The 20,052-nt window shown below is 58.2% G+C and carries 21 protein-coding genes; 15 read left to right on the forward strand and 6 right to left on the reverse strand.

Features of this window, described 5'->3' with window-relative positions; translation table 11 throughout:
• Positions 1-2 precede the first annotated feature (2 nt).
• From sufD to DKW72_RS02450, 15 genes are all read left to right on the forward strand, one after another.
• Positions 3-1,307 (forward strand): Fe-S cluster assembly protein SufD, encoded by a 1,305-nt coding sequence (gene sufD, locus DKW72_RS02380; RefSeq protein WP_111640695.1) that lies wholly within the window; start codon positions 3-5, stop codon positions 1,305-1,307.
• Positions 1,300-2,559 carry an aminotransferase class V-fold PLP-dependent enzyme gene (locus DKW72_RS02385; RefSeq protein ID WP_111640696.1) on the forward strand — a complete coding sequence of 420 codons (1,260 nt, stop codon included), beginning with the start codon at positions 1,300-1,302 and terminating at the stop codon, positions 2,557-2,559. The genes sufD and DKW72_RS02385 overlap by 8 nt, the downstream gene beginning before the upstream one ends.
• Positions 2,560-3,026: 467 nt before the next feature.
• Positions 3,027-3,392: a HesB/IscA family protein gene (locus DKW72_RS02390; RefSeq protein ID WP_111640697.1), complete on the forward strand. Its 366-nt coding sequence runs from the start codon at positions 3,027-3,029 to the stop codon at positions 3,390-3,392.
• 2 nt (positions 3,393-3,394) lie between these two features.
• The gene (gene sufT / locus DKW72_RS02395; protein WP_232522285.1) at positions 3,395-3,934 is read left to right on the forward strand and encodes a putative Fe-S cluster assembly protein SufT; all 540 of its coding nucleotides are present in this window, start codon (positions 3,395-3,397) and stop codon (positions 3,932-3,934) included.
• Positions 3,935-4,066: 132 nt separating this feature from the next.
• Positions 4,067-4,492, forward strand: a complete 426-nt coding sequence (locus tag DKW72_RS02400; RefSeq protein ID WP_111640698.1) for a SufE family protein — start codon at positions 4,067-4,069, stop codon at positions 4,490-4,492.
• 105 nt (positions 4,493-4,597) lie between these two features.
• A complete protein-coding gene (ndk, locus tag DKW72_RS02405; protein ID WP_111640699.1) occupies positions 4,598-5,026 on the forward strand; it encodes a nucleoside-diphosphate kinase in 429 nt (142 codons plus the stop codon).
• A 24-nt stretch (positions 5,027-5,050) separates the two neighbouring features.
• Positions 5,051-6,205, forward strand: coding sequence for a 23S rRNA (adenine(2503)-C(2))-methyltransferase RlmN (gene rlmN / locus DKW72_RS02410; protein WP_111640700.1), 1,155 nt, complete (start codon positions 5,051-5,053; stop codon positions 6,203-6,205).
• A gap of 34 nt (positions 6,206-6,239) precedes the next feature.
• The gene (pilW, locus tag DKW72_RS02415) at positions 6,240-7,007 is read left to right on the forward strand and encodes a type IV pilus biogenesis/stability protein PilW (protein ID WP_111640701.1); all 768 of its coding nucleotides are present in this window, start codon (positions 6,240-6,242) and stop codon (positions 7,005-7,007) included.
• 14 nt (positions 7,008-7,021) lie between these two features.
• The gene (locus DKW72_RS02420; protein ID WP_111640702.1) at positions 7,022-7,921 is read left to right on the forward strand and encodes a RodZ domain-containing protein; all 900 of its coding nucleotides are present in this window, start codon (positions 7,022-7,024) and stop codon (positions 7,919-7,921) included.
• A 40-nt stretch (positions 7,922-7,961) separates the two neighbouring features.
• Positions 7,962-9,086: a flavodoxin-dependent (E)-4-hydroxy-3-methylbut-2-enyl-diphosphate synthase gene (ispG, locus tag DKW72_RS02425; RefSeq protein WP_111640703.1), complete on the forward strand. Its 1,125-nt coding sequence runs from the start codon at positions 7,962-7,964 to the stop codon at positions 9,084-9,086.
• Positions 9,087-9,119: 33 nt separating this feature from the next.
• Complete coding sequence (hisS, locus tag DKW72_RS02430) at positions 9,120-10,388, forward strand: histidine--tRNA ligase (protein ID WP_111640704.1); 1,269 nt, start codon at positions 9,120-9,122, stop codon at positions 10,386-10,388.
• Between the two features lie 65 nt (positions 10,389-10,453).
• Positions 10,454-11,161, forward strand: coding sequence for a YfgM family protein (locus DKW72_RS02435; protein ID WP_111640705.1), 708 nt, complete (start codon positions 10,454-10,456; stop codon positions 11,159-11,161).
• Positions 11,161-12,303, forward strand: a complete 1,143-nt coding sequence (gene bamB, locus DKW72_RS02440) for an outer membrane protein assembly factor BamB (RefSeq protein ID WP_111640706.1) — start codon at positions 11,161-11,163, stop codon at positions 12,301-12,303. The genes DKW72_RS02435 and bamB overlap by 1 nt, the downstream gene beginning before the upstream one ends.
• Before the next feature lie 70 nt (positions 12,304-12,373).
• Complete coding sequence (gene der, locus DKW72_RS02445) at positions 12,374-13,855, forward strand: ribosome biogenesis GTPase Der (RefSeq protein ID WP_111640707.1); 1,482 nt, start codon at positions 12,374-12,376, stop codon at positions 13,853-13,855.
• A gap of 13 nt (positions 13,856-13,868) precedes the next feature.
• Complete coding sequence (locus tag DKW72_RS02450) at positions 13,869-14,768, forward strand: AEC family transporter (protein ID WP_111640708.1); 900 nt, start codon at positions 13,869-13,871, stop codon at positions 14,766-14,768.
• Here DKW72_RS02450 and DKW72_RS02455 read toward each other — a convergent pair.
• From DKW72_RS02455 to DKW72_RS02480, 6 genes are all read right to left on the reverse strand, one after another.
• Positions 14,765-15,550, reverse strand: coding sequence for a fatty acid desaturase family protein (locus DKW72_RS02455; RefSeq protein ID WP_111640709.1), 786 nt, complete (start codon positions 15,548-15,550; stop codon positions 14,765-14,767). The two genes, DKW72_RS02450 and DKW72_RS02455, sit on opposite strands and share 4 nt — an antisense overlap.
• A gap of 53 nt (positions 15,551-15,603) precedes the next feature.
• Complete coding sequence (locus DKW72_RS02460; RefSeq protein WP_111640710.1) at positions 15,604-16,413, reverse strand: hypothetical protein; 810 nt, start codon at positions 16,411-16,413, stop codon at positions 15,604-15,606.
• A 109-nt stretch (positions 16,414-16,522) separates the two neighbouring features.
• Positions 16,523-16,786: a DUF2515 family protein gene (locus DKW72_RS02465; RefSeq protein WP_111640711.1), complete on the reverse strand. Its 264-nt coding sequence runs from the start codon at positions 16,784-16,786 to the stop codon at positions 16,523-16,525.
• 187 nt (positions 16,787-16,973) lie between these two features.
• Positions 16,974-17,870, reverse strand: coding sequence for a hypothetical protein (locus tag DKW72_RS02470; protein WP_111640712.1), 897 nt, complete (start codon positions 17,868-17,870; stop codon positions 16,974-16,976).
• Entirely contained in the window at positions 17,854-18,870 is a 1,017-nt protein-coding gene (locus DKW72_RS02475; protein WP_111640713.1) for a DUF2515 family protein, read from the reverse strand. Before DKW72_RS02475 ends, DKW72_RS02470 begins: the two co-directional genes overlap by 17 nt.
• A 375-nt stretch (positions 18,871-19,245) precedes the next feature.
• On the reverse strand, positions 19,246-20,052 hold the full coding sequence (locus DKW72_RS02480; protein ID WP_111640714.1) for a thiazole synthase: 807 nt from the start codon (positions 20,050-20,052) through the stop codon (positions 19,246-19,248).

A 20,052-nucleotide genomic window follows, 5' to 3' on the forward strand; every position in this document is an offset into this window, starting at 1 on the left:
CTATGACGGATTTTCAGCAACACGCGTTACAACTGGCCGACGCCCAGTCCAGCCCGGACTGGTTGAATGACTTGCGCGCTCAGGGGGCTCAGCAGTGGCAGAGCGCCGCTTGGCCGACCCGGCGTACCGAACTGTGGAAGTACACGCCGTTGGTACCGCTGCAGAACGGCGACTTCAAGCGCTGGGCCGAGCCCGCCGGTGGCTGGCAGGATCATATCGAACAGATTGACCTGGATGCCACGCGCCTGGTTTTCGTCAATGGCGTTTTCGACCCTGAAGCCTCCAGTGAGCTGCCTCCTGAAGTGGTGCGCTTTGGCGATGCCAGCGCCGAGCAGAAGGCAGTCATCAGCGAGCACCTGGGCAAGGTGGTCGATACCGAACGCCACCTGTTTGCCGCGCTGAGCAACGCCTGGGTTGCCGAGGGGGTTCTGGTACACGTGCCCCGCGGGCAGCGCCTGCCGAAGCCGGTTTACGTGCTCCATGTCTCCACGCCCACGGCCGAGCCCGCCACTGCCAACAGTCGCGTGCTGGCGGTACTGGAAGACGGCGCCGAAGCTACCCTTATTGAGCACTACGCCTCCACGGCGGACGAGCAGAACGGGTTTGTGAACAGCCTGACCGAGGTGGTGCTGAAGGACAATGCCGGTATGCAGCATTACCGCATCAATATGGAAGAGGAAAACATCTTCCATCTGGGCGGTGTGCATGCCGATCTGTATCGCAGTGCCCGCCTGCGCGGTTTTACCATTGCCCAGGGTAGCCGCCTCAAGCGGGTCGACTATCAGGTCAATCACAAAGGGGAGGGCGCTGACCTCAACCTGCAGGGCATCTATCTGCCGCGCAACAGTCAGTATGTGGACTACCACACCAATATCGAGCATTGCGTACCCCACTGCACCACCAAGGAAGTGTTTCGGGGGATTCTCGCGGACAAGTCCCGGGCGGTGTTCAATGGCCGTATCCATATTCATCAGGATGCCCAGAAAACCCTGGCGGAGCTGAGCAATAAAAACCTGCTCACGTCCAATAAGGCGGAAGTGGATACCAAGCCCGAACTGGAAATCTACGCCGACGACGTCAAGTGTGCCCACGGGGCAACGGTCAGCCAGATCAACAAGGGCGCACTTTTTTATCTGCAGAGCCGGGGTGTTTCACGCAAGGAAGCGGAAATCATGCTGAGCTTTGGTTTTATCAACGAGTTGTTGCAGGAGGTTCAGGAGCCGGCGGTGCAGAATTATCTGGGTCCGCGTCTGGCGCGTCTGTTCAGCCGCGACAACGAACTGCTGCGACACATCAGTTATGAGTAATGCCGTGACCCGTCAAGCCAGTGCCGCGCCGACAGCTTTTGCTGTTGAAACGGTGCGCGCCGACTTCCCGATTCTGCATCAGCAGGTCAACGGGCAGCCGTTGGTGTATCTGGATAATGCCGCCACCACCCAAAAGCCCCGGGCGGTGATACAGGCGCTGGTGGATTACTACGAGCAGGACAACAGTAATGTCCATCGCGGCGCCCATGCTTTGGCAGATCGGGCAACGGAAAAGTTTGAACAGGCACGACTGGCGGTGGCGAGCTTTATTAACGCCCCGTCGTCGAGCCAGGTGCTCTGGAGCCGCGGCACTACCGAAAGTATCAACCTGGTCGCGGCCAGCTGGGGGCGCACGCAGTTAAAAGCAGGCGATCAGGTGCTGGTGTCGGCCATGGAGCATCACGCCAATATTGTGCCTTGGCAGATGGTCGCCAACGCGGTAGGTGCCGAGGTGGTGCCCATTCCCGTGGACGACACCGGCACGATTGATCTAGACGCCTACAAGGCACTGCTCAGCGACAAGGTGAAAATGGTGGCGGTCGGGCATGTGTCCAACGCGTTGGGCACCATCAACCCCATTGAAGCCATGATTCCGTTGGCGCACGCCGCAGGCGCCAAAGTGCTGATTGATGGCGCGCAGGCCGTGGGTCATTGGGCTGTGGATGTCCAGGCCCTCGATTGCGATTTTTACGTGTTCTCCGGCCACAAACTGTTTGGCCCCACGGGTATTGGCGTGCTTTACGGCAAGGCCGAATTGCTTGAAGCGATGCCGCCTTATCAGGGTGGCGGCGAGATGATCGAGACCGTCAGTTTCGATGGCACGACGTTTCAGGGCTTACCCTACAAGTTTGAAGCGGGGACGCCGGACATTGCGGGTGCCATTGGCCTGGCCGCCGCGATCAACTATTTGAACAAACTGGACCGCGCCGGTGCCGAAGCCCACGAGCAGGCGCTCTTGGCCTATGCCCTGCAAAAAGCGGAGGCGTTGGGTGGCATTCGTCTGGTGGGTACCGCGGCGCACAAAACCAGCGTGCTCAGTTTTCTGTTGGACGGCGCGCACCCCGCCGATGTCGGGACCCTGCTGGATCAGCAGGGCATCGCCGTGCGTGTGGGTGACCACTGCGCCCAACCGATCATGAAACAGTTTGGCATTCCCGGTACTGTGCGCGCGAGTTTCAGTTTTTACAATACCTTCGAGGACGTCGATCGTTTGTTCGCCGCCCTCGAAAAAGCCAAAGTGTTTTTGTTATAGCGGGGTAGGTGCCTCATTGTCGGATTACGCCCTGCGGGCTAATCCGACCTACTCAAACCTCGGCACATTGTTCCCAGTAGGTCGGATTAGGCGTAGCCGTAATCCGACAGTAAGGCACCGAACCAGGCACAGAGCACAGATGCCCAAGTAGGTCGGATTAGGCGCAGCCGTAATCCGACAGTAAGGCACCAAACCAGGCACAGAGCACAGATGCTCAAGTAGGTCGGATTAGGCGCAGCCGTAATCCGACAGTAAGGCACCGAACCAGGCACAGAGCACAGATGCCCAAGTAGGTCGGATTAGCCCGCAGGGCGTAATCCGACAGTAAGGCACCAAACCAGGCACAGAGCACAGATGCTCAAGTAGGTCGGATTAGGCGCAGCCGTAATCCGACAATGAGGCACCCAAGCCCGACAAGGTCAAGCCAGTCACCGTCGGGTGCCAGATTGAATCAGGAGTCAAACGTCATGGCAGTAGCATCATTCGACCCCAAGCTACAGGCGGTCTCGGTTACGCCGGCCGCCGTGGCGCATTTTCGCAGTCAGGTACGCAACCACGACAGCGCCAGCGCTGTGCGTCTGAGCGTGAAGGAAAGCGGCTGCACCGGCTTTATGTACGTGATCGACCTGGTCGACGAGCCCCAGGCGGACGACCTGCACCTGAAACTCGATGACGACCTGGAGCTGTTGATCGACAACAGCAGCCTCTCGGTGGTTAACGGTACAGAAATCGATTTTGTGACCGAGGGCGTCAACCGACAGATCAAATTTCTCAACCCCAACGCCAAGGATTACTGCGGCTGCGGCGAAAGCTTTAACGTCAGCGAGTCATAGCTATGGCAGTCGAACGACAGATGGTGGTTACCCAAAGTGACTGCCCGGCCCGGCGCGTACCCGACGGCACGCCCCTGACCATTCCCCAAGACACCTTTGTGACCATCACCCAGTCGCTTGGGGGCAATTACACCCTCACCTACCACGGTCAGATGGTGCGCGTGGACGGCAGCGATGCCGCCGCCCTGGGACTGGAGCCGCCAGAGCTGGATTTTGGCGAGGCCGAAGGGGAGGGTATCAGCGAGGCGCAGGTGTGGAAGGCCTTGGGTACTGTCTACGATCCCGAGATTCCGGTGGATCTGGTCAATTTGGGCCTGATCTACGAGGTCAAGGTCGACCAGGTCACGCGCACAGTGATGATTACCATGACCTTGACGGCGCCGGCCTGTGGTATGGGGCCGGTGCTGGTAGGCGACGTGGAATACCGCGTGGGCAAGGTGCCCAATGTTGAGCGGGTTGAGGTGGAGCTGGTGTTTGATCCGCCGTGGAACCGCGAGATGATGAGCGAAGAGGCGCAGCTCGAAACCGGGATGTTTTATTGAGTTTGGGTGCCTCAGTGTCGGATTACGCCCTGCGGGCTAATCCGACCTACTTGAACAATGGTAGACACCTGAGGCACCGATTTTGATCGTGCGGCACGCGTGCCCTTAACCTGAAAACTGGACTGACGATTCATGACCCAATTCGGTATCGATGTAACCACCGATGATATTCTCGACACCCTGAGCTTTTTTGACAGCTGGGAAGACCGCTACAAGTACATCATCGACCTGGGCAAGGAGCTGCCCCCACTGGACCCGGCCTACCGCACCGACGACAACCTGGTGCGCGGCTGCCAGAGCCAGGTCTGGCTGGTGGCCAATGAGACCGGTGGCCAATTGCACTTCGACGCCGACAGTGACGCCTTTATCGTCAAAGGTCTGCTGGCCGTGGTTTTGGCGGCCTACAACGGCAAATCTCCTCAGAAGGTGCTCGATTTCGATATCGAGGGCTACTTCGACAATCTCAACCTGCTCAACCACCTGAGCGCCACTCGTGGCAACGGCCTGCGGGCCATGGTGAAGCGGATTCAGGACACCGCTGCGGCCAAAGTGGCCTGAGCACCCTAAAAAGGGGCCGGCTGGCCCCGAATCTGTGCGTTTATCCATACAAAAGTCCCCCCGATCTGCGTATAATTCCCGCATTTATGCCTGTGGGAGAACTGAATGAGTCAGGAACGCACGCTGTCGATTATCAAGCCCGACGCGGTCGGCAAGCATCTGATCGGTGAAATCATTGGCCGCTTTGAGCGCGCAGGGCTGCGCGTAGAAGCGCTGAAGATGGTCCAGCTTACCCGGGATCAGGTGGCTGAGTTCTACGCCGAACACCAAGGCAAGCCCTTTTACGAGCTCCTGATGGAATTTATGGTCTCCGGACCGGTCTGCGTGCAGGTGCTCGCCGGCGAAAATGCCATCGCGCGCAATCGCGAGATCATGGGGGTCACAGACCCGGCCAAGGCCGATCCCGGCACCATCCGGGCGGATTTTGCCGAAAGTGTCTCGATTAACGCCGTGCACGGCTCAGACTCGCCGGAATCCGCCGCGCGCGAGATCAGCTTCTTTTTTAAAACCAACGAAATTTTTGCCCGCCAGTAAATGTCGGGAAGGAACAGGTCAACCATGAGTGCGCCCATCGCCAACCACGCCCAGACCGCCAAGGTCAATCTGCTCGGCTTGCCCGAGGAGAAGCTCGTGGCTTTTTTTGAGACCCTGGGCGAAAAGCGCTTCCGGGCCACTCAGGTCATGAAGTGGATTCACCAACTCGGCGCTGAAAGCTTCGACGAGATGACCAATGTCAGTAAGACCCTGCGCGCCAAACTGGTCGAGTGCGCCGAAATTCGCGCGCCCGAAGTGGTCGAGCAGATGGATTCCAGCGACGGCACCCGCAAGTTCCTGATCCGGGTCGAAGGCGGCAGCGTGGTGGAGACCGTGTTCATCCCGGACGGCGAGCGGGGCACCCTGTGTGTGTCCTCTCAGGTGGGCTGTTCCCTCGATTGCAGCTTCTGCGCCACCGGCAAGCAGGGCTTCAACCGCGATCTGACCGCCGCCGAGATCATTGGCCAGGTGTGGATTGCCGCCAAGTCTTTCGATCAGTTGCGCCCGGGTGGTCCGCGCAAGGTCACCAACGTGGTGATGATGGGCATGGGCGAGCCGCTGATGAACTTCGACAACGTGGTTGATTCCATGAACCTGATGATGGCGGACAACGCCTATGGCATCTCCAAGCGTCGGGTGACCCTGAGTACCTCAGGCGTGGTGCCAGCGCTGGACCGGCTCAATCAGTACACCGATGCCTGCCTGGCGATTTCGCTGCATGCGCCCAACGATGAACTGCGCAACGAGTTGGTACCGATCAACAAAAAGTACCCGATTGCCATGTTGCTCGATTCGGCCAAACGCTATATCGAGTCGCTGCCGGACAATCATCGCAAAATCACCATTGAGTACACGCTGATCGATCAGGTTAACGACCGTCCGCACCATGCCCGGGAACTGGCGGAACTGCTGCGCGATGTGCCGGTCAAGATCAACCTGATCCCATTCAACCCGTTCAATCTGTCCAACTACAAACGGGTCAGCAACAATGCCATGCGTCGGTTCCAGGAGATCCTCATGGAAGAGGGCTATATCACCACCGTGCGCACGACGCGCGGGGACGACATCGCGGCGGCGTGCGGGCAATTGGCGGGTACGGTCAACGATAAAACCAAGCGCAGCGAGCGCTACCGGGCGCAGTTTACCAAGGCTGAGCCTGTGCGAATTCTCGCCCCATAAAAATAGCCAAGTGCTGGTAATGAGGAGTTTAACCATGGTCAGTACAACCCGAGTTTGGTGGACGCTACTGTTGGCCCTGGTACTGGTCAGTGGCTGTGTGACCACCGATGGCAATTCGCGCACCCATGTCGACAAGGATCGCGCCCTCGAAAATCACATACAGCTGGCCTACGCCTATATTGAATCCGGCAATCGGGAATCCGCCCGCCACCACCTGCGCCGGGCTTTTGATATCGATCGGCGTTCTCCTGATGCCATGGGCGCTATGGCCATGCTCTATCAGCTCGAAGGCGAGCCCGAGCTGGCCGAAGAGTACTTTCGCAGAACCTTGCGCCGGGATCGCGATCACACGCGCACGCGCAACAACTTCGGGGTATTTCTGTTCGGGCAAGGGCGCTATCAGGATGCCTACGAAGAGCTCGAACGGGTGGTGCAGGATCTGGATTACGACAATCGCGCGCGGGCGCTGGTGAACCTGGGGCGCTCGGCTTTGCATTTGGGCAATACTGAGCGGGCCGAATCGGCCTTTCGTCACGCCCATGTACTCGATCGGAGCTTGCCGTCTGCGATGATTGAGCTGGCCGATCTCTATTTCCAGAAGGAGGACTACGCCGAATCCAAGCGTTTCCTCGACTTGTTTGCCGAGCGGGCGAACCATAGTCCGCGCAGCCTGTGGCTGGGTATTCGGATTGAGCAGATTTTTGGCAACGAAGATCAGGAGGCCAGCTACGCGCTCGCCCTGCGTAACCGTTACCCCTATTCCCGTGAGCACCTGGAATATATCCAGAGTAAAGAGCAGTAATAACCGAGGTTCCGATGACCGCCGAGCACTCCACGCCTGAAAATAACGACGCTGTTGCGATCGACGAAATGCCGGTCAGTGTCGGCGAAACCTTGCGCCAGTCACGCGAGCAGGCCGGCCTGACCCAAGAGGCTGTGGCGCAGCAACTGTGTATGCCGCTCGGCCGAATTCAGGCTTTGGAGGCCGATGATTTTGCACGCTTGAGTTCACGCACCTTCGTGCGCGGCTATCTGCGGGCCTACAGCAAGTTGCTTGAGGCCGACCCCGAAACCCTGCTGGCCATTTATCAGGCCCAAGTGGGTGACCAGGAGGAGCGAGCTGCCGTGCTGAGTGGCGCCGATAATGGCGCGGGCAACCGGCCGTTCTGGCGCCCTGCGGCGGTAGTTGTTGCCCTGATTGTCGCTGGTTGGCTGGTGTCCTCATGGTTCTTTGGCAATCGTGCCAGCACTGATGTCCCCGCCAGTAGCGTGGTGCCGCCGTCGGAATCTGTGGCCTACAGCGACAGCGTTGCCAATGCGCCGCTGTCGACAGAGCCTGAGATACTTGAGGGTGATGAGCGTGTCGGTGACGCGTCTCGGGAAGACGCCGAGAGCGAGAGTGCCGAAGTCGCGACGCCGAGCGCCGAAGTGCTGGCTGCGACCCGGGTGGTTGAGCAGGTGGAGACCCCGACGCTGGATCAACTCGGGCTGCGTTTCAGTGATGAGTGTTGGCTCGAAGTGACCGACGCTCAGGGCGATGTCCTGTTTACCGATCTGGTACAACCCGGGCGCGAACTGGCCCTGGAGGGCAGGGCGCCGTTCCAGGTAAAAATGGGCAATGCCCAAGCCGTCAGCGTCGAGCTTAACGGCGAGCCGGTAGAGTTGAACATCCCGGCGAACGTGCGTCTGCGCACGGTCACCGTCGGTGAGTCCTAGACCCCATTTTCCGTGATTTCAGGAATGAGCAGGTAACAATATGCAGTGTGCTTCCCCGATCAAACGGCGGAAAACGCGTCAAATAATGGTTGGCAATGTGCCGGTGGGTGGTGATGCGCCCATCGCCGTGCAGAGCATGACCAATACCGAAACCACCGATGTTGCCGCGACCGTGGGCCAGATTGAGCGCCTGCAGAACGCTGGCGCTGACATCGTTCGGGTGTCCGTTCCGAGTCTGGAGGCGGCCGAGGCCTTTGGCGAAATTCGCAAGCGGGTGACCTTGCCCCTGGTGGCGGATATCCATTTCGATTACCGCATCGCTTTGCGGGTGGCGGACCTCGGTGTCGACTGTTTGCGTATCAACCCGGGCAATATCGGCCGGGAAAAACGCATTCGCGCGGTGGTGGATAAAGCCCGTGACCTCAATATCCCGATTCGGATTGGTGTCAACGCCGGGTCCCTGGAAAAGGATCTGCAAAAGAAATACGGCGAACCCACCCCGGATGCCCTGGTGGAGTCAGCCTTGCGCCACGTGGAAATTCTCGATCAACTCAATTTCCACGACTTCAAAGTCAGCGTTAAAGCCTCCGACGTGTTTATGGCCGTGGGCGCTTATCGCAAACTCTCAGCACTCATAGAGCAGCCCTTGCATCTGGGCATCACCGAGGCCGGCGGTCTGCGCGCGGGCACGGTCAAGTCCGCTGTGGGCTTGGGCGCCTTGCTGATGGACGGAATTGGTGACACTATTCGCATCTCGCTCGCCGCCGACCCGGTGGAAGAGGTACGGGTGGGCTGGGATCTGCTCAAAAGCCTCAAGCTGCGCAGCAAGGGCGTTAACTTTATTGCCTGCCCGAGCTGCTCGCGCCAGAACTTTGATGTAATCAAAACCATGAACGAGCTGGAGCAGCGGGTCGAAGACATTACCGTTCCGCTTGATGTGGCGGTGATTGGCTGTGTGGTCAACGGTCCGGGTGAAGCCAAGGAGGCCGACTTGGGTCTGGCCGGGGGCACGCCCAACAATCTGATTTACGTCGACGGTCAGCCCAACCACAAGCTCGGGAATGAGAATCTGGTGGATGAGCTCGAGAAGTTGATCCGCCGCTCCGCTGAGGCCAAGGCGGCGCGCCTTGAAGAAGAACAAAAGTCGGTCATCGCCAGAGGCTGAGGCCGACCCGTCGCAAGTGATTAAGGAACTGTTTTGAAAAAGATTCAAGCCATCCGCGGAATGAACGACCTGTTGCCGGGCGAGTCCGTCTACTGGCAGTACGTCGAAGCTACCGTCGCCGATATTTTGCAGCGTTACGGCTACCAGGAGATCCGCTTTCCGATACTGGAAACCACCGAGTTGTTTAAACGCTCGATTGGTGAGGTCACCGACATTGTCGAGAAGGAAATGTATACCTTCGATGACCGCAACGGCGACAGCGTAACCCTGCGTCCCGAGGGTACCGCCAGCTGCGTACGGGCGTGCGAACAGCACGGGCTTCTGTATAACCAGGTGCAACGGCTGTGGTATCAGGGCCCGATGTTCCGCTACGAGCGCCCGCAGAAGGGTCGCTATCGCCAATTCCACCAAATCGGGGTGGAGACCTTTGGAATGCTCGGACCGGATATCGACGCCGAGATCCTGTTGCTCAGCGCGCGCATTCTGCGTGAGCTGGGTGTGAGCGATGCGGTCACCCTGCAGATCAATTCCCTGGGCAGCAGCGAGGCGCGCGCCGCCTACCGCGACGCGCTGGTGGCTTTTTTGGGCGAGCGCAAGGACCAACTGGACGCCGACAGCCAGCGGCGTCTGGACAGCAATCCGCTGCGCATCCTCGACAGCAAGGATCCCAACACCCAGGCCTTGCTTGACGGCGCACCGATGCTGCTGGACCACCTGGATGACGAATCCCGGGAGCACTTTGAGCAGCTGAAAGCGATGCTTGATGCCGCCGGGGTCCCCTATACGGTGAATCCGCGCCTGGTACGCGGACTCGATTACTACGGGAAAACCGCGTTTGAGTGGGTCACAGACAAGCTCGGAGCCCAGGGCACTGTCTGTGCCGGTGGCCGCTATGATACGCTGGTGGAACAATTGGGCGGCAAACCCACCCCGGCGATCGGCTTTGGTATGGGCCTGGAGCGCCTGGTACTGCTGCTTAAAGAGTTGGAGTGCCTGCCCGAAGGCCTGGATCAGCCCATTGACCTCTATCTGGTGGCGGTCGGCGACCTTCAGGGCCAGGCCCTGATCTTGGCCGAGCAGGTGCGTGAAGCCCTGCCGCACCTGCGGCTGCAGACACATTGCGGCGGAGGCAGCTTTAAAAGCCAGATGAAAAAGGCGGATAAAAGCCAGGCCGATGTTGCCCTGATTTTGGGCGAGGATGAAATCAAGAACAACCAGGTGATCGTCAAACCCTTGCGCTCGGGCGAAGCCCAGCAAAGCGTTGCGCGCGCGCAACTGATCGAGACCCTGAAAGAGCTTTAATACCCGATCGAAAAACCTTTAACCGACAGCTACACATAACAGCGTGAGTAAAACAGGAGCAGAACGTGAGCGATACTTTGACTGAAGAAGAACAACTAGAAGCGATCAAACGCTGGTGGAAAGAGAACGGCAAATTCCTGGTCTTGGCCGTGGTATTCGGCGTGGGTGGTTGGTTCACCTGGGGCGCCTGGCAAGATCAGCGTGAGGCCAAGGCCGAAGCCGCTTCAGCGCGCTTTGAGCAACTGCTGAATGTCATGGATGCCGCCGATGAGCGGGGCATGACCGAGGAGCGCCAGGCCGCGGCTGCGGAGCTGGTCGAGCAGATCAAAGCTGACAACAGCCGCAGCCTTTACGCCCAGAACGCCGCTATGCTGATGGCGCGGATTGCCGTCCAGAACGGTGAGCTGGAGCGCGCCCAGCGCGAGCTGGAGTGGGTGCTGGACAACAACCGTGACGAGGCTGTCGAGCAGCTTGCGCGGGTGCGTCTCGCGCGTGTGCTCTACGCCCAGGAAGAACACGATGCTGCTCTGGCCTTGATTGAGCGGGAACATACGTCCCAGTTTGCGGCCAAATACGCTGAACTGAAAGGCGACATCCTGCTCGCGCAGGGTGATGCAGAAGCGGCCCGTGCCGCCTATCAGTCGGCGCTCGATGCCCTGACCCCGGATCAGCAGCAGCGCAGCATGCTGCTGCAAATGAAGCTGGACGATGTTCAGGCCGCCTCGGGCGCCGGCGCCCATACGCCGGTGACAGCCGGCGAGGAGACTGTTTGATGAGATTTGTGCCACTGCTGGCCCTGGTGTTGTTGGCCTCAGGTTGTTCGCTGTTCGGTAAAAAAGACGGCACCGAGCCCATGGAGCTGGTCAGCTTTGACCAGACCCACCGTTTCTCGACCGAGTGGCGCCAGCGCGTGCGTAGCGGTCAGGACGTCGGGTACACCCAACTCGTGCCCGCCTTGGCGGACGGTACTCTGTATGTCGCGGCGGCCAATGGCCGAGTACGCGCACTGGACGCAGAAACCGGCCGTCGCCATTGGCAGGTGCGGGTAGACGATGACATCAGCGGTGGTGTCAGCGTGCGTGATGGTCGTCTCTATTACGGCACCTACAACGGTGACCTGGTGGCCCTGGACATTGAAAATGGCGCCGAGCAGTGGCGCACGCGCCTGAGCGGCGAGGTGCTCTCGGTGCCCCAGGCCAACGCCTCAGTGGTAGCGGTAATGACCGTGAACGACCGCCTGTACGCGCGCTCGGTCGCCGATGGCAGCGAATTGTGGAATTACGACAGCCCGCCGCCGGTGTTGACCTTGCGCGGCAACGCCTCGCCGTTGGTCACCGACTCCATGGTCTATGCTGGTTTCGCGAACGGGAAATTGATGGCATTCAATGCCCGCAACGGTATTATCCAGTGGGAGCAGCGGGTGGCTTTGCCTCAGGGGCGCTCGGAAATTGAACGCATGATCGATATCGATGCCTCTCCGTTACTGCGTGAAAACACCGTTTATGTGGCCGCTTTCCAGGGACAGATAGCCGCTTACAGCCGTAACTCCGGGCGCAACATCTGGGGCCAGGAGGCGTCGATTCACGAGAACATGAGCATCAGCGGTGATACGCTTTTTGCCAGCCACAGCGACGGTCGGGTGACGGCGCACAGCCTGAGCAGCGGCGAAATACGCTGGAGCAACGAGCAGATGCTGCGCCGCAACCTGGGGGCGGCGACGGCCTTCGGCGATTATGTCGCGGTGGTGGATTACAAAGGCTACCTGCACGTGATGAACCAGTCCGACGGTGAGTTTGTAGCTCGTACCCGCATCGATCGTCGCGGCGTACGCGCCCCGATGCTTGCCGATGGTGACACCCTCTTCGTCTATACTAACCGGGGGCGCCTACGTGCCCTGCAGGTCGAGCCGCGCTAAGGCGGCTTGAGCCCGGTTGTCCGAGCCGCCATAATGGCGGCTCTTCTCCATTCCAGAGTTAGCACGCAATATGATTCCTGTCATCGCCCTGGTGGGCCGCCCGAATGTGGGTAAATCCACGCTGTTTAATCGTCTGACCCGCAGCCGCGACGCGCTCGTGGCCGACTACGCCGGCCTGACCCGGGACCGTAAGTACGGCGAGGGCAACGTCGACGGCCGTCGTTTTATGTTGGTAGATACCGGTGGTATCAGCGGCGAGGAAGAGGGAATCGACAGCCTGATGGCGGGCCAGTCCCTGCAGGCCATCAAAGAAGCGGACGTCATTCTGTTTCTGGTCGACAGCCGCGCCGGCTTGACGGCTGCGGACTACGCCATCGCTCAGCATCTGAGGGTGCAGGGCAAACCGGTTTATTTGGTGGCCAACAAGATTGACGGTCTCGACCCGGACGTGGCGCTGGCACCTTTCTATGAGTTGGGTCTGGGTGAAATATACCCGACCACGGCCACTCACGGCCGGGGTGTCGCGTCCATGATGGAAGATGTGCTGGCGCAATTGCCAGAGGTCGAATCGGAGCCGGAGGATATCGCCAAGGGCATCAAGATTGCCGTGGTAGGGCGGCCCAACGTCGGCAAATCGACCTTGGTCAACCGCATGCTGGGCGAGGATCGGGTCGTCGTATTTGACCTGCCGGGCACCACCCGCGACAGTATTTACATCAACTACGAGCGCCACGATAAACCCTACACCCTGATTGACACCGCCGGGGTCCGACGACGCAAGAACGTGTCGCTAACGGTGGAGAAGTTCTCCATTGTAAAAACCCTCAAAGCGATCGAAGACGCCAATGTGGTGGTGCTGGTAATGGACGCCAGCGAAGGCGTGGTGGATCAGGATCTGCACCTGCTCGGTAACGTCATCGACGCCGGACGCGCCCTGGTGGTCGCGCTCAACAAGTGGGACGGTCTGGAAGATACTCACAAGGAGTATGTGCGCAATGAACTGGGCCGGCGCCTGCGCTTTGTGGATTTCGCCGATATTCACTACATCTCGGCGCTGCACGGCACCGGGGTGGGAAATCTTTATAAATCGGTGGAAAAGGCCTTCAGTGCCGCCACGGACAAGTTTTCCACCAACTTCCTGACCCGGATCCTCGAAGATGCGGTGCAGGAGCATCAGCCGCCCATGGTCCACGGTCGACGCATCAAACTGCGCTATGCTCATAGCGGCGGTCACAACCCACCGATCATCGTGATCCACGGCAATCAGGTTCACGCTATCCCGCAGCATTACGTGCGCTATCTGGAAAAAACTTTCCGCAAGGTGTTGGACCTGCACGGCACGCCTATTCGTCTGGAATTCAAGTCCAGTGAAAACCCCTTTGCCGGGCGCAACCCCAAAGTGGCAGGTAAGCACAACGATCGGCAGCAGGCGCGCGAGCGCAGTCTGGCAAAAAGTAAAGCCAGTAAGCCCGCTCGTGGCGGAAAGCCCGGCAAGCCGGGAAAGTCCGCAAAACCGGGCAAACCCGCAAGGCCCACCAAGGGCAAAGGCTAGTTGAGACTCGGTAGTGAGTAACTATACCGTCATTTTGCTGTGCATCGCCGTCGGGTTGATGCTCCAGCGGGTCAAACGCTTTCCCGAGGGCTCGGCGGTCACGCTCAATCTGTATGTGATTTATGTGGCGCTGCCGGCGCTGGTGCTGAGTGAAATTCCCAATCTGATGCTCAACCGCGAAGCGCTGCTGCCGGTGATTGCAGTCTGGCTGGTGATGGCTTTCAGCGCCGGACTCACGTGGCTCACGGCCCGGGCCCTGGACTGGTCAAAACCGGTCACCGGCTCACTGATGTTACTCGTGCCGTTGGGCAATACCGGCTTCGTCGGGCTGCCGCTGATCGACACCCTGGTGGGGCGCGAAGGTATTCCCTACGCGATTCTCTACGACAATCTGGGGACGTTTATCGCGCTTAACACCTACGGCATCCTGGTGGCCGCCTATTACAGCGGCCGCAGCGCCAGTGCTGGCGACCTGGTGCGCAATATTCTTACTTTTCCCTCGTTTCTCGCCCTGTGCCTCGCATTTGCGACTTACCCCCTGGACTACCCGGACTGGCTTGCCTCGGCCTTTGCCACTATTGCGGCGAGCCTGGTGCCAGTGGTAATGGTGGCGGTGGGGATGCAGTGGAAGCTGCGCCTGGAGCGTGAAACGGCAACCCCTTTTCTCATGGCCCTGGGCTTCAAATTATTGTTGATCCCGGCCGTGACTCTGGGTGCACTTCTGCTGTTTGGCTTCGAAGGCCTGGCGGCACGCGTCGTCGTACTGGAAGCCGCCATGCCCGCCATGATCTCCGCCGGTGCCCTGGCCACCATCTACGGTTTGGCGCCGCGCCTGTCCTCCGCCGTCGTCGGTTACGGACTGGCTATAGGCCTGGTGACCGTGCCCCTGTGGCACTGGGTTGTACCCCTCTAAATAACCCGCTTGCTCGACAGATCAGGCGCCTGCTGATCTAAACGCTGAGCCAGTGATGGCAGTTTGCAGGTGGGCACTGCGGGGAACAAGTGATGCTCCAAGTGAAAGAACATATTGTAGGTGACCAGCGCCTTGAACCTTCCTCGAACGGTGCGTGCCTGGCTGGGGTCGCAATCGTGATGAACGGTCCAGACGGCAAAAAACGCGGTGAGGCATTGTCCCAGGGCCATGGCTGCTACATGGTATTTCAGCCAGCTAACGTCAAAGACTGCAAATACCAGCCAGAACCAAAGCAGGTTGGCCTGGAGTTCACTGAGAATCCACCGCCGCTCAGTTAGGTTAGCCACTTGTAGCGCCTTGTGGTGTAGCCGTAGTGGAAACCAGGGACCGATCAGTATGGCCTTCCAGCCGGGCATCCGCGCACTCATGGCTTCGACGTCTTCTTCCTCCATGCAGTAACGGTGATGACGCAGGTGATTGACCTTGACCGCATGCATAGAGCCGAGCATTAGAATGCTCAGGATAAACATCACCCACTCCGTCATCGGGCGCGATAGCCCCAACGCATAGTGGTAGGCATTGTGAACCTGGCGCAGGCCGGTGAGGAAAAACATAAAGGAGCAGAGGAGGGCAATCGGATAGTACCCCCAAGCCGCCGCCAAGCAGGAGCTAAGGAGCCAAGGCAGTGAGAGCGACAACTCGACAATAATTTCCCGACGGTTGAGGTGCAGTAAATCTCGCCACTGAACGGCTTTGAAGTGACTTCTCCCTTGAATGTGCAACGCACGCCTCCATCAATCTTGTGCTTGCCGCCGGGCGCGCCGGCGGTACGTGATTACGGTGTGATCTCTTCTAACTCAATGGGATCAGCCGGGTGAATAATCGGGTCCTGGTAGTCCCGGTTGATGGTAAAACCTTTTTCTTCGAGAATGGCCTCTTTCGCCAGCCTTTCTCTTTTGAAACCACGGATTTTATCAGCCCATAGATCTTGCCAGTCGTCCCGTATTTCGGGACTGAAGTAACCTTTGGCTCTGCGTTCGGTTGTTGATAAATCGAAGCTGAAAAGATAGGCCCCCGCCTTATCGGGGTCCATCCGCGTTCTGTCGCGGTTAAAGCGGATGGTAAGGGTGATGTCGTCGGCGTACAGGTACCAATTGGCAAAGCGCCCGAGGGCCATCCATTGTTCAAGGGTCAGGTGATGATCAGCAGGCGTACCAAAGCTCCGGTTTTTTGCGAAGTACTGGTAGGCCTCCTCCCCGCCCAGTCGGGGTTGGTTGTAATCGATCAGGGGTCGCCAGCCTTTCTTACGTAAGGCGGAAAGAAATCTCATTAACGTGATGCGCGCTTCGTCGTGGGAAACATCTGAAGACTCAGTAATGCCTGCTCTGACGCTGAAAGAGCCGATACCGTTGTCAGGCCTTTCGGTGTTTTCGGCACCGGTAAAGCCCAAAACAAAAGGAATTCTGAATCCGTAATCACCATGATGGATTTGAACGATGCCTAAGTCGTCCTGCCTCCATCTGTGCTGATAGAAATTGATACCAGCCGGTTGCCGATCAACATTGTCTTCTGGGGATAAACCGTTTTTCTCCAGAAACAGCTCTCCTGTCATGCCTATTTCAACGGCAACAGTATTCGGTTCCATCTGTGTATCCTCGTGAACCTGCTCGCACGCTGATAGTGAGAGCAGTAAACCTATGGCAATAAGTGCGCGCACGTCTAGTAAACCCAGCGAAGCAGTAGCCAGCGCTGGCCTAAGGCAAGTCGTTGAAAGTTTCCCGTACCGTGTCTTCAAGGTCGTTGGCGTCGCGCTCGTGAATGCACGCCATGCCGTCGAAAAAGTGCTCGGCGTAGGAGGCGTTCAGCTGCCAGGTATCCAGTAAGCAGGCAACGGTTTTGCTGGCAAATGTTCCCAGTGCCATCCAGTAGCAGCGCCCGAGTTTGCTTGGGTCGCCGCCGTCTTCGGTTTCCAGATAAAAGCGTGCGTAAGTTGCGGCGATCCGACGCGCGCGCGGCATACAGGCCGATCAGTTCGTATTCGTTGTCGCCATTCTTATCCGAAAGCCGCAGATAGGGAAATTCCTGCACCTGCGACCAGAGCAGGCTACAGCCAACGGTAACTTCGTATTCTTGCGCGGGGGTGTCGTTGCAGATAGCGATAGGTTCATCAGTGGGCATGCGCGTGATCCTTCAATGACGCTTCCTTCAGTCTTCCACTTCAATAGGGTCATCCGGGTGAATAATTGGGTCCTGGTAGTCATGATTAATGGTAAAGCCTTTTTCTTCGAGAATGGCTTCTTTGGCGTAGCGCTGCCGCTTAAGGGATTTGATCATGTCTGGCCAGAGCGCCTTCCAGTCGTTTTGCTCGCTTTGCTCAAAGTGATTCTTTGCCAGCTTCTCCGTTGTAGAGAGGTTGAAGCTAATCAGGTAGCTGCCAGGCTGCTCGATATCCAATCTTTGGCTGTCGCGCTGGAAACGTATAGACAGTGTTGCGTCGCCTGCAAACAATCGCCAACGGATTGAGCGCCTCAGAGCCATCCATTCATCAAGGCACAACCTGTAGTCAGGAGGGATGCCGTAGGATGGATTTTTTTGATAGTACTTGAAAGCCTCTGCGCCGCTTAAGCGTGGATCGTCAAACCATAACAAAGGCTTCCACCCGACGTCTAATAAATTAGATATAAGCGAGCTGAGGGTTTTGAGTGCGTCGTCGTGACTGATTTCTCCGCTACTGTTTAAGCCTGCGGTGATGAGGAAGTCCTGAATGCCAAGCTCTGGTCGATCTGTATCTTCTGTTCCAGTGACGCTGGTTGCGTAGGGTATCGTAAGACTGTGGTTACCGTGATTAATATGGACCGTGCCCCGGTCGTTGGTGTTCCAGTTTATTTTATAGAAGTTTAATCCGGCTGGTTGTTTGTCAATTCGACTGTAACCTTTAGACGGATGTTTGTCGATGAGTTCTTGGGTGGGGGTTCCGAGCGCGATTGTGATCTCATTTGATGTCATGTTTTTATGCCCTTTTTCCTGCTGGCAGCCAAATAGCATTCCGAGTGTCAGAAATATAATAACTGCATTCCGAAGAAAGCTAATCAGCGCCACCATAGTTTACCCATTCGCTCATTGACGTCAGCTCTGAAGTCATGTAATCAGTTCTATTTTGCATAAGGTTGTGGAACATTTCTGCCACCTGTTCAATCCAGGTCATACGGCTTTCGAAGTCTTCTACCACCATGCCTTTCGGGGCTTCTGATCTCAGATCTTCATCTTTCTCTGTGCACTGATGCGTAAAGGTTAGCTCAAACTTGGGGGACGCCCACCTCAGGATGAAGTTCTCTCGCTGTCTTTTTGTCCAGCTGCTGAATATTTCGTCGTCATAAATCAGCGGCTGCAAAATTTCGCCCTGCTCGTGGTTGGCGATAGCCATGAGATGATCAAACTGTAACTCGAGGCGCTGCTGTCTTCCCCGAGTTTGCTCCAAATCAGCAACGTATTCAAAGCCTTTGATAAGGTCATCTGAAGCATTGAGTTGCTGAATTCGTTTGAGTGACTCACTTGCCCATGGAAGCTCGTAGAGCGTGCTCTGCACTGGCTCTTCCAAACTATCAGCGCTGCGCTCATGGATACACGCCATCCCGTCGAAAAAATGTTCAGGGTAGTGGTTGTAAAACCAGTGTGGAGGCGCGATGTCACTGAATAGCCAGAGATTGCCTTTGCCCAGCCCTTCTGCAATCTCGTGGGCTTCGAATGTGCCCATGGATCGTCTTCCGAGGGTGTTGGAGAGTCGGACTCGTCGAAGCTCCAGTAAGCAGGCAACGGTTTTGCTGGCAAATGCTCCCAGTGCCATCCAGTAGTAGCGCCCGAGTTTGCTTGGGTCGCCGCCGTCTTCGGTTTCCAGATAAAAGCGTGCGTAAGTTGCGGCGATCCGACGCGCGCGCACGGCATACAGGCCGATCAGTTCGTATTCGTTGTCGCCATTCTTATCCGAAAGCCGCAGATAGGAAAATTCCTGCGCCTGCGACCAGAGCAGGCTACAGCCAACGGTAACTTCGTATTCTTGCGCGGGGGTGTCGTTGCAGATAGCGATAGGTTCATCAGTGGGCATGCGCGTGATCCTTCAATGACGTTTCCTTGATGCTTTTTGTGCCACTTGCTCATTGCGAGCCACCGGTGTGGTTCACAGGCTGTCGAAGATAAGGGATATGCGCAGAAGAGGCAAATAAACACGCGTCGCAGTGCCGAAAGCGTGATCAGGGTCACGTTTCCGGCGCGAGTGCCGGCCGGCAGAGCCCGCCGCGAGGGGGGAGACCTTTCCGGTACACGCCGTAAACTCGGACGATGCGGGCCTCGGGAATGATGGCGATTAAGCAGGGAGCAGGGGAACCTGTCCTGGACCGTCTGTCGCCTGGACGGCGACAGTCGAGCCCCCAGGGATGGGTTTACGGCGTGTCCGGGACAGGTTCCCCTGCTCCCTGCTCAGCTACGAAGTCGTATGCCAGAACGGCTGGCCCAGCGTGGGTGTGCTCGGGCTGGCGGTCTGGCGGGTCTGCATCAGGCCGGCTTTGTAGGCTTTGCGCCCGGCGTCGATGGCGTCGGCAAAGGCTTCGGCCATCAGTGGTGGCTCGCTCGCCTTGGCTACGGCGGTGTTGAGCAGGATACCGTCGAAGCCCATTTCCATGGCTTCCGCCGCCTGCGACGGTGCGCCCAGGCCGGCATCGACAATCAGCGGCACTGTCGGCAGCCGTTCGCGCAGGGTGCGCAGATTGTAGCGATTGAGCAGTCCCTGGCCGGTGCCGATGGGTGAGCCCCAGGGCATCAGCACTTCGCAGCCCACATCCAGCAGCCGCTGCCCGAGGATCAGGTCGTCGGTGCAGTAGGGCAGTACCTTGAAGCCCTTTTTGATCAGGCCCGCCGCCGCCTCTACCAGGCCGAAGGGGTCGGGCTGCAGGTTGTAGTCGTCGCCGATCACTTCCAGTTTGACCCACGGCGTGTCGAACATCTCCCGGGACATTTCCGCCAGGGTGACCGCTTCTTTCACGCTTTTGCAGCCGGCGGTGTTGGGCAGCAGGCGACAGCCGCTGGCCTCGATATGGCGCCAGAAAGTATCGCCGTCGCGATTGGCAGGGTTCTGCCGACGCAGGCCCAGGGTCACGATATCGCAACGGGAGCGTTCGATGGCATCGCGCATGATATCCGGCGAGCTGTACAGCGCCGTGCCCAACAGGAAACGACTTTCGAAGGCTTCCCCGTACAGCACCAAGGGATCGTGTTGGATTTCGGTATTCAT

The sequence above is a fragment of the Marinimicrobium alkaliphilum genome (assembly GCF_003259155.1).
In the GTDB taxonomy this organism is placed as follows: Bacteria; Pseudomonadota; Gammaproteobacteria; order Pseudomonadales; family Cellvibrionaceae; genus Marinimicrobium_A; species Marinimicrobium_A alkaliphilum.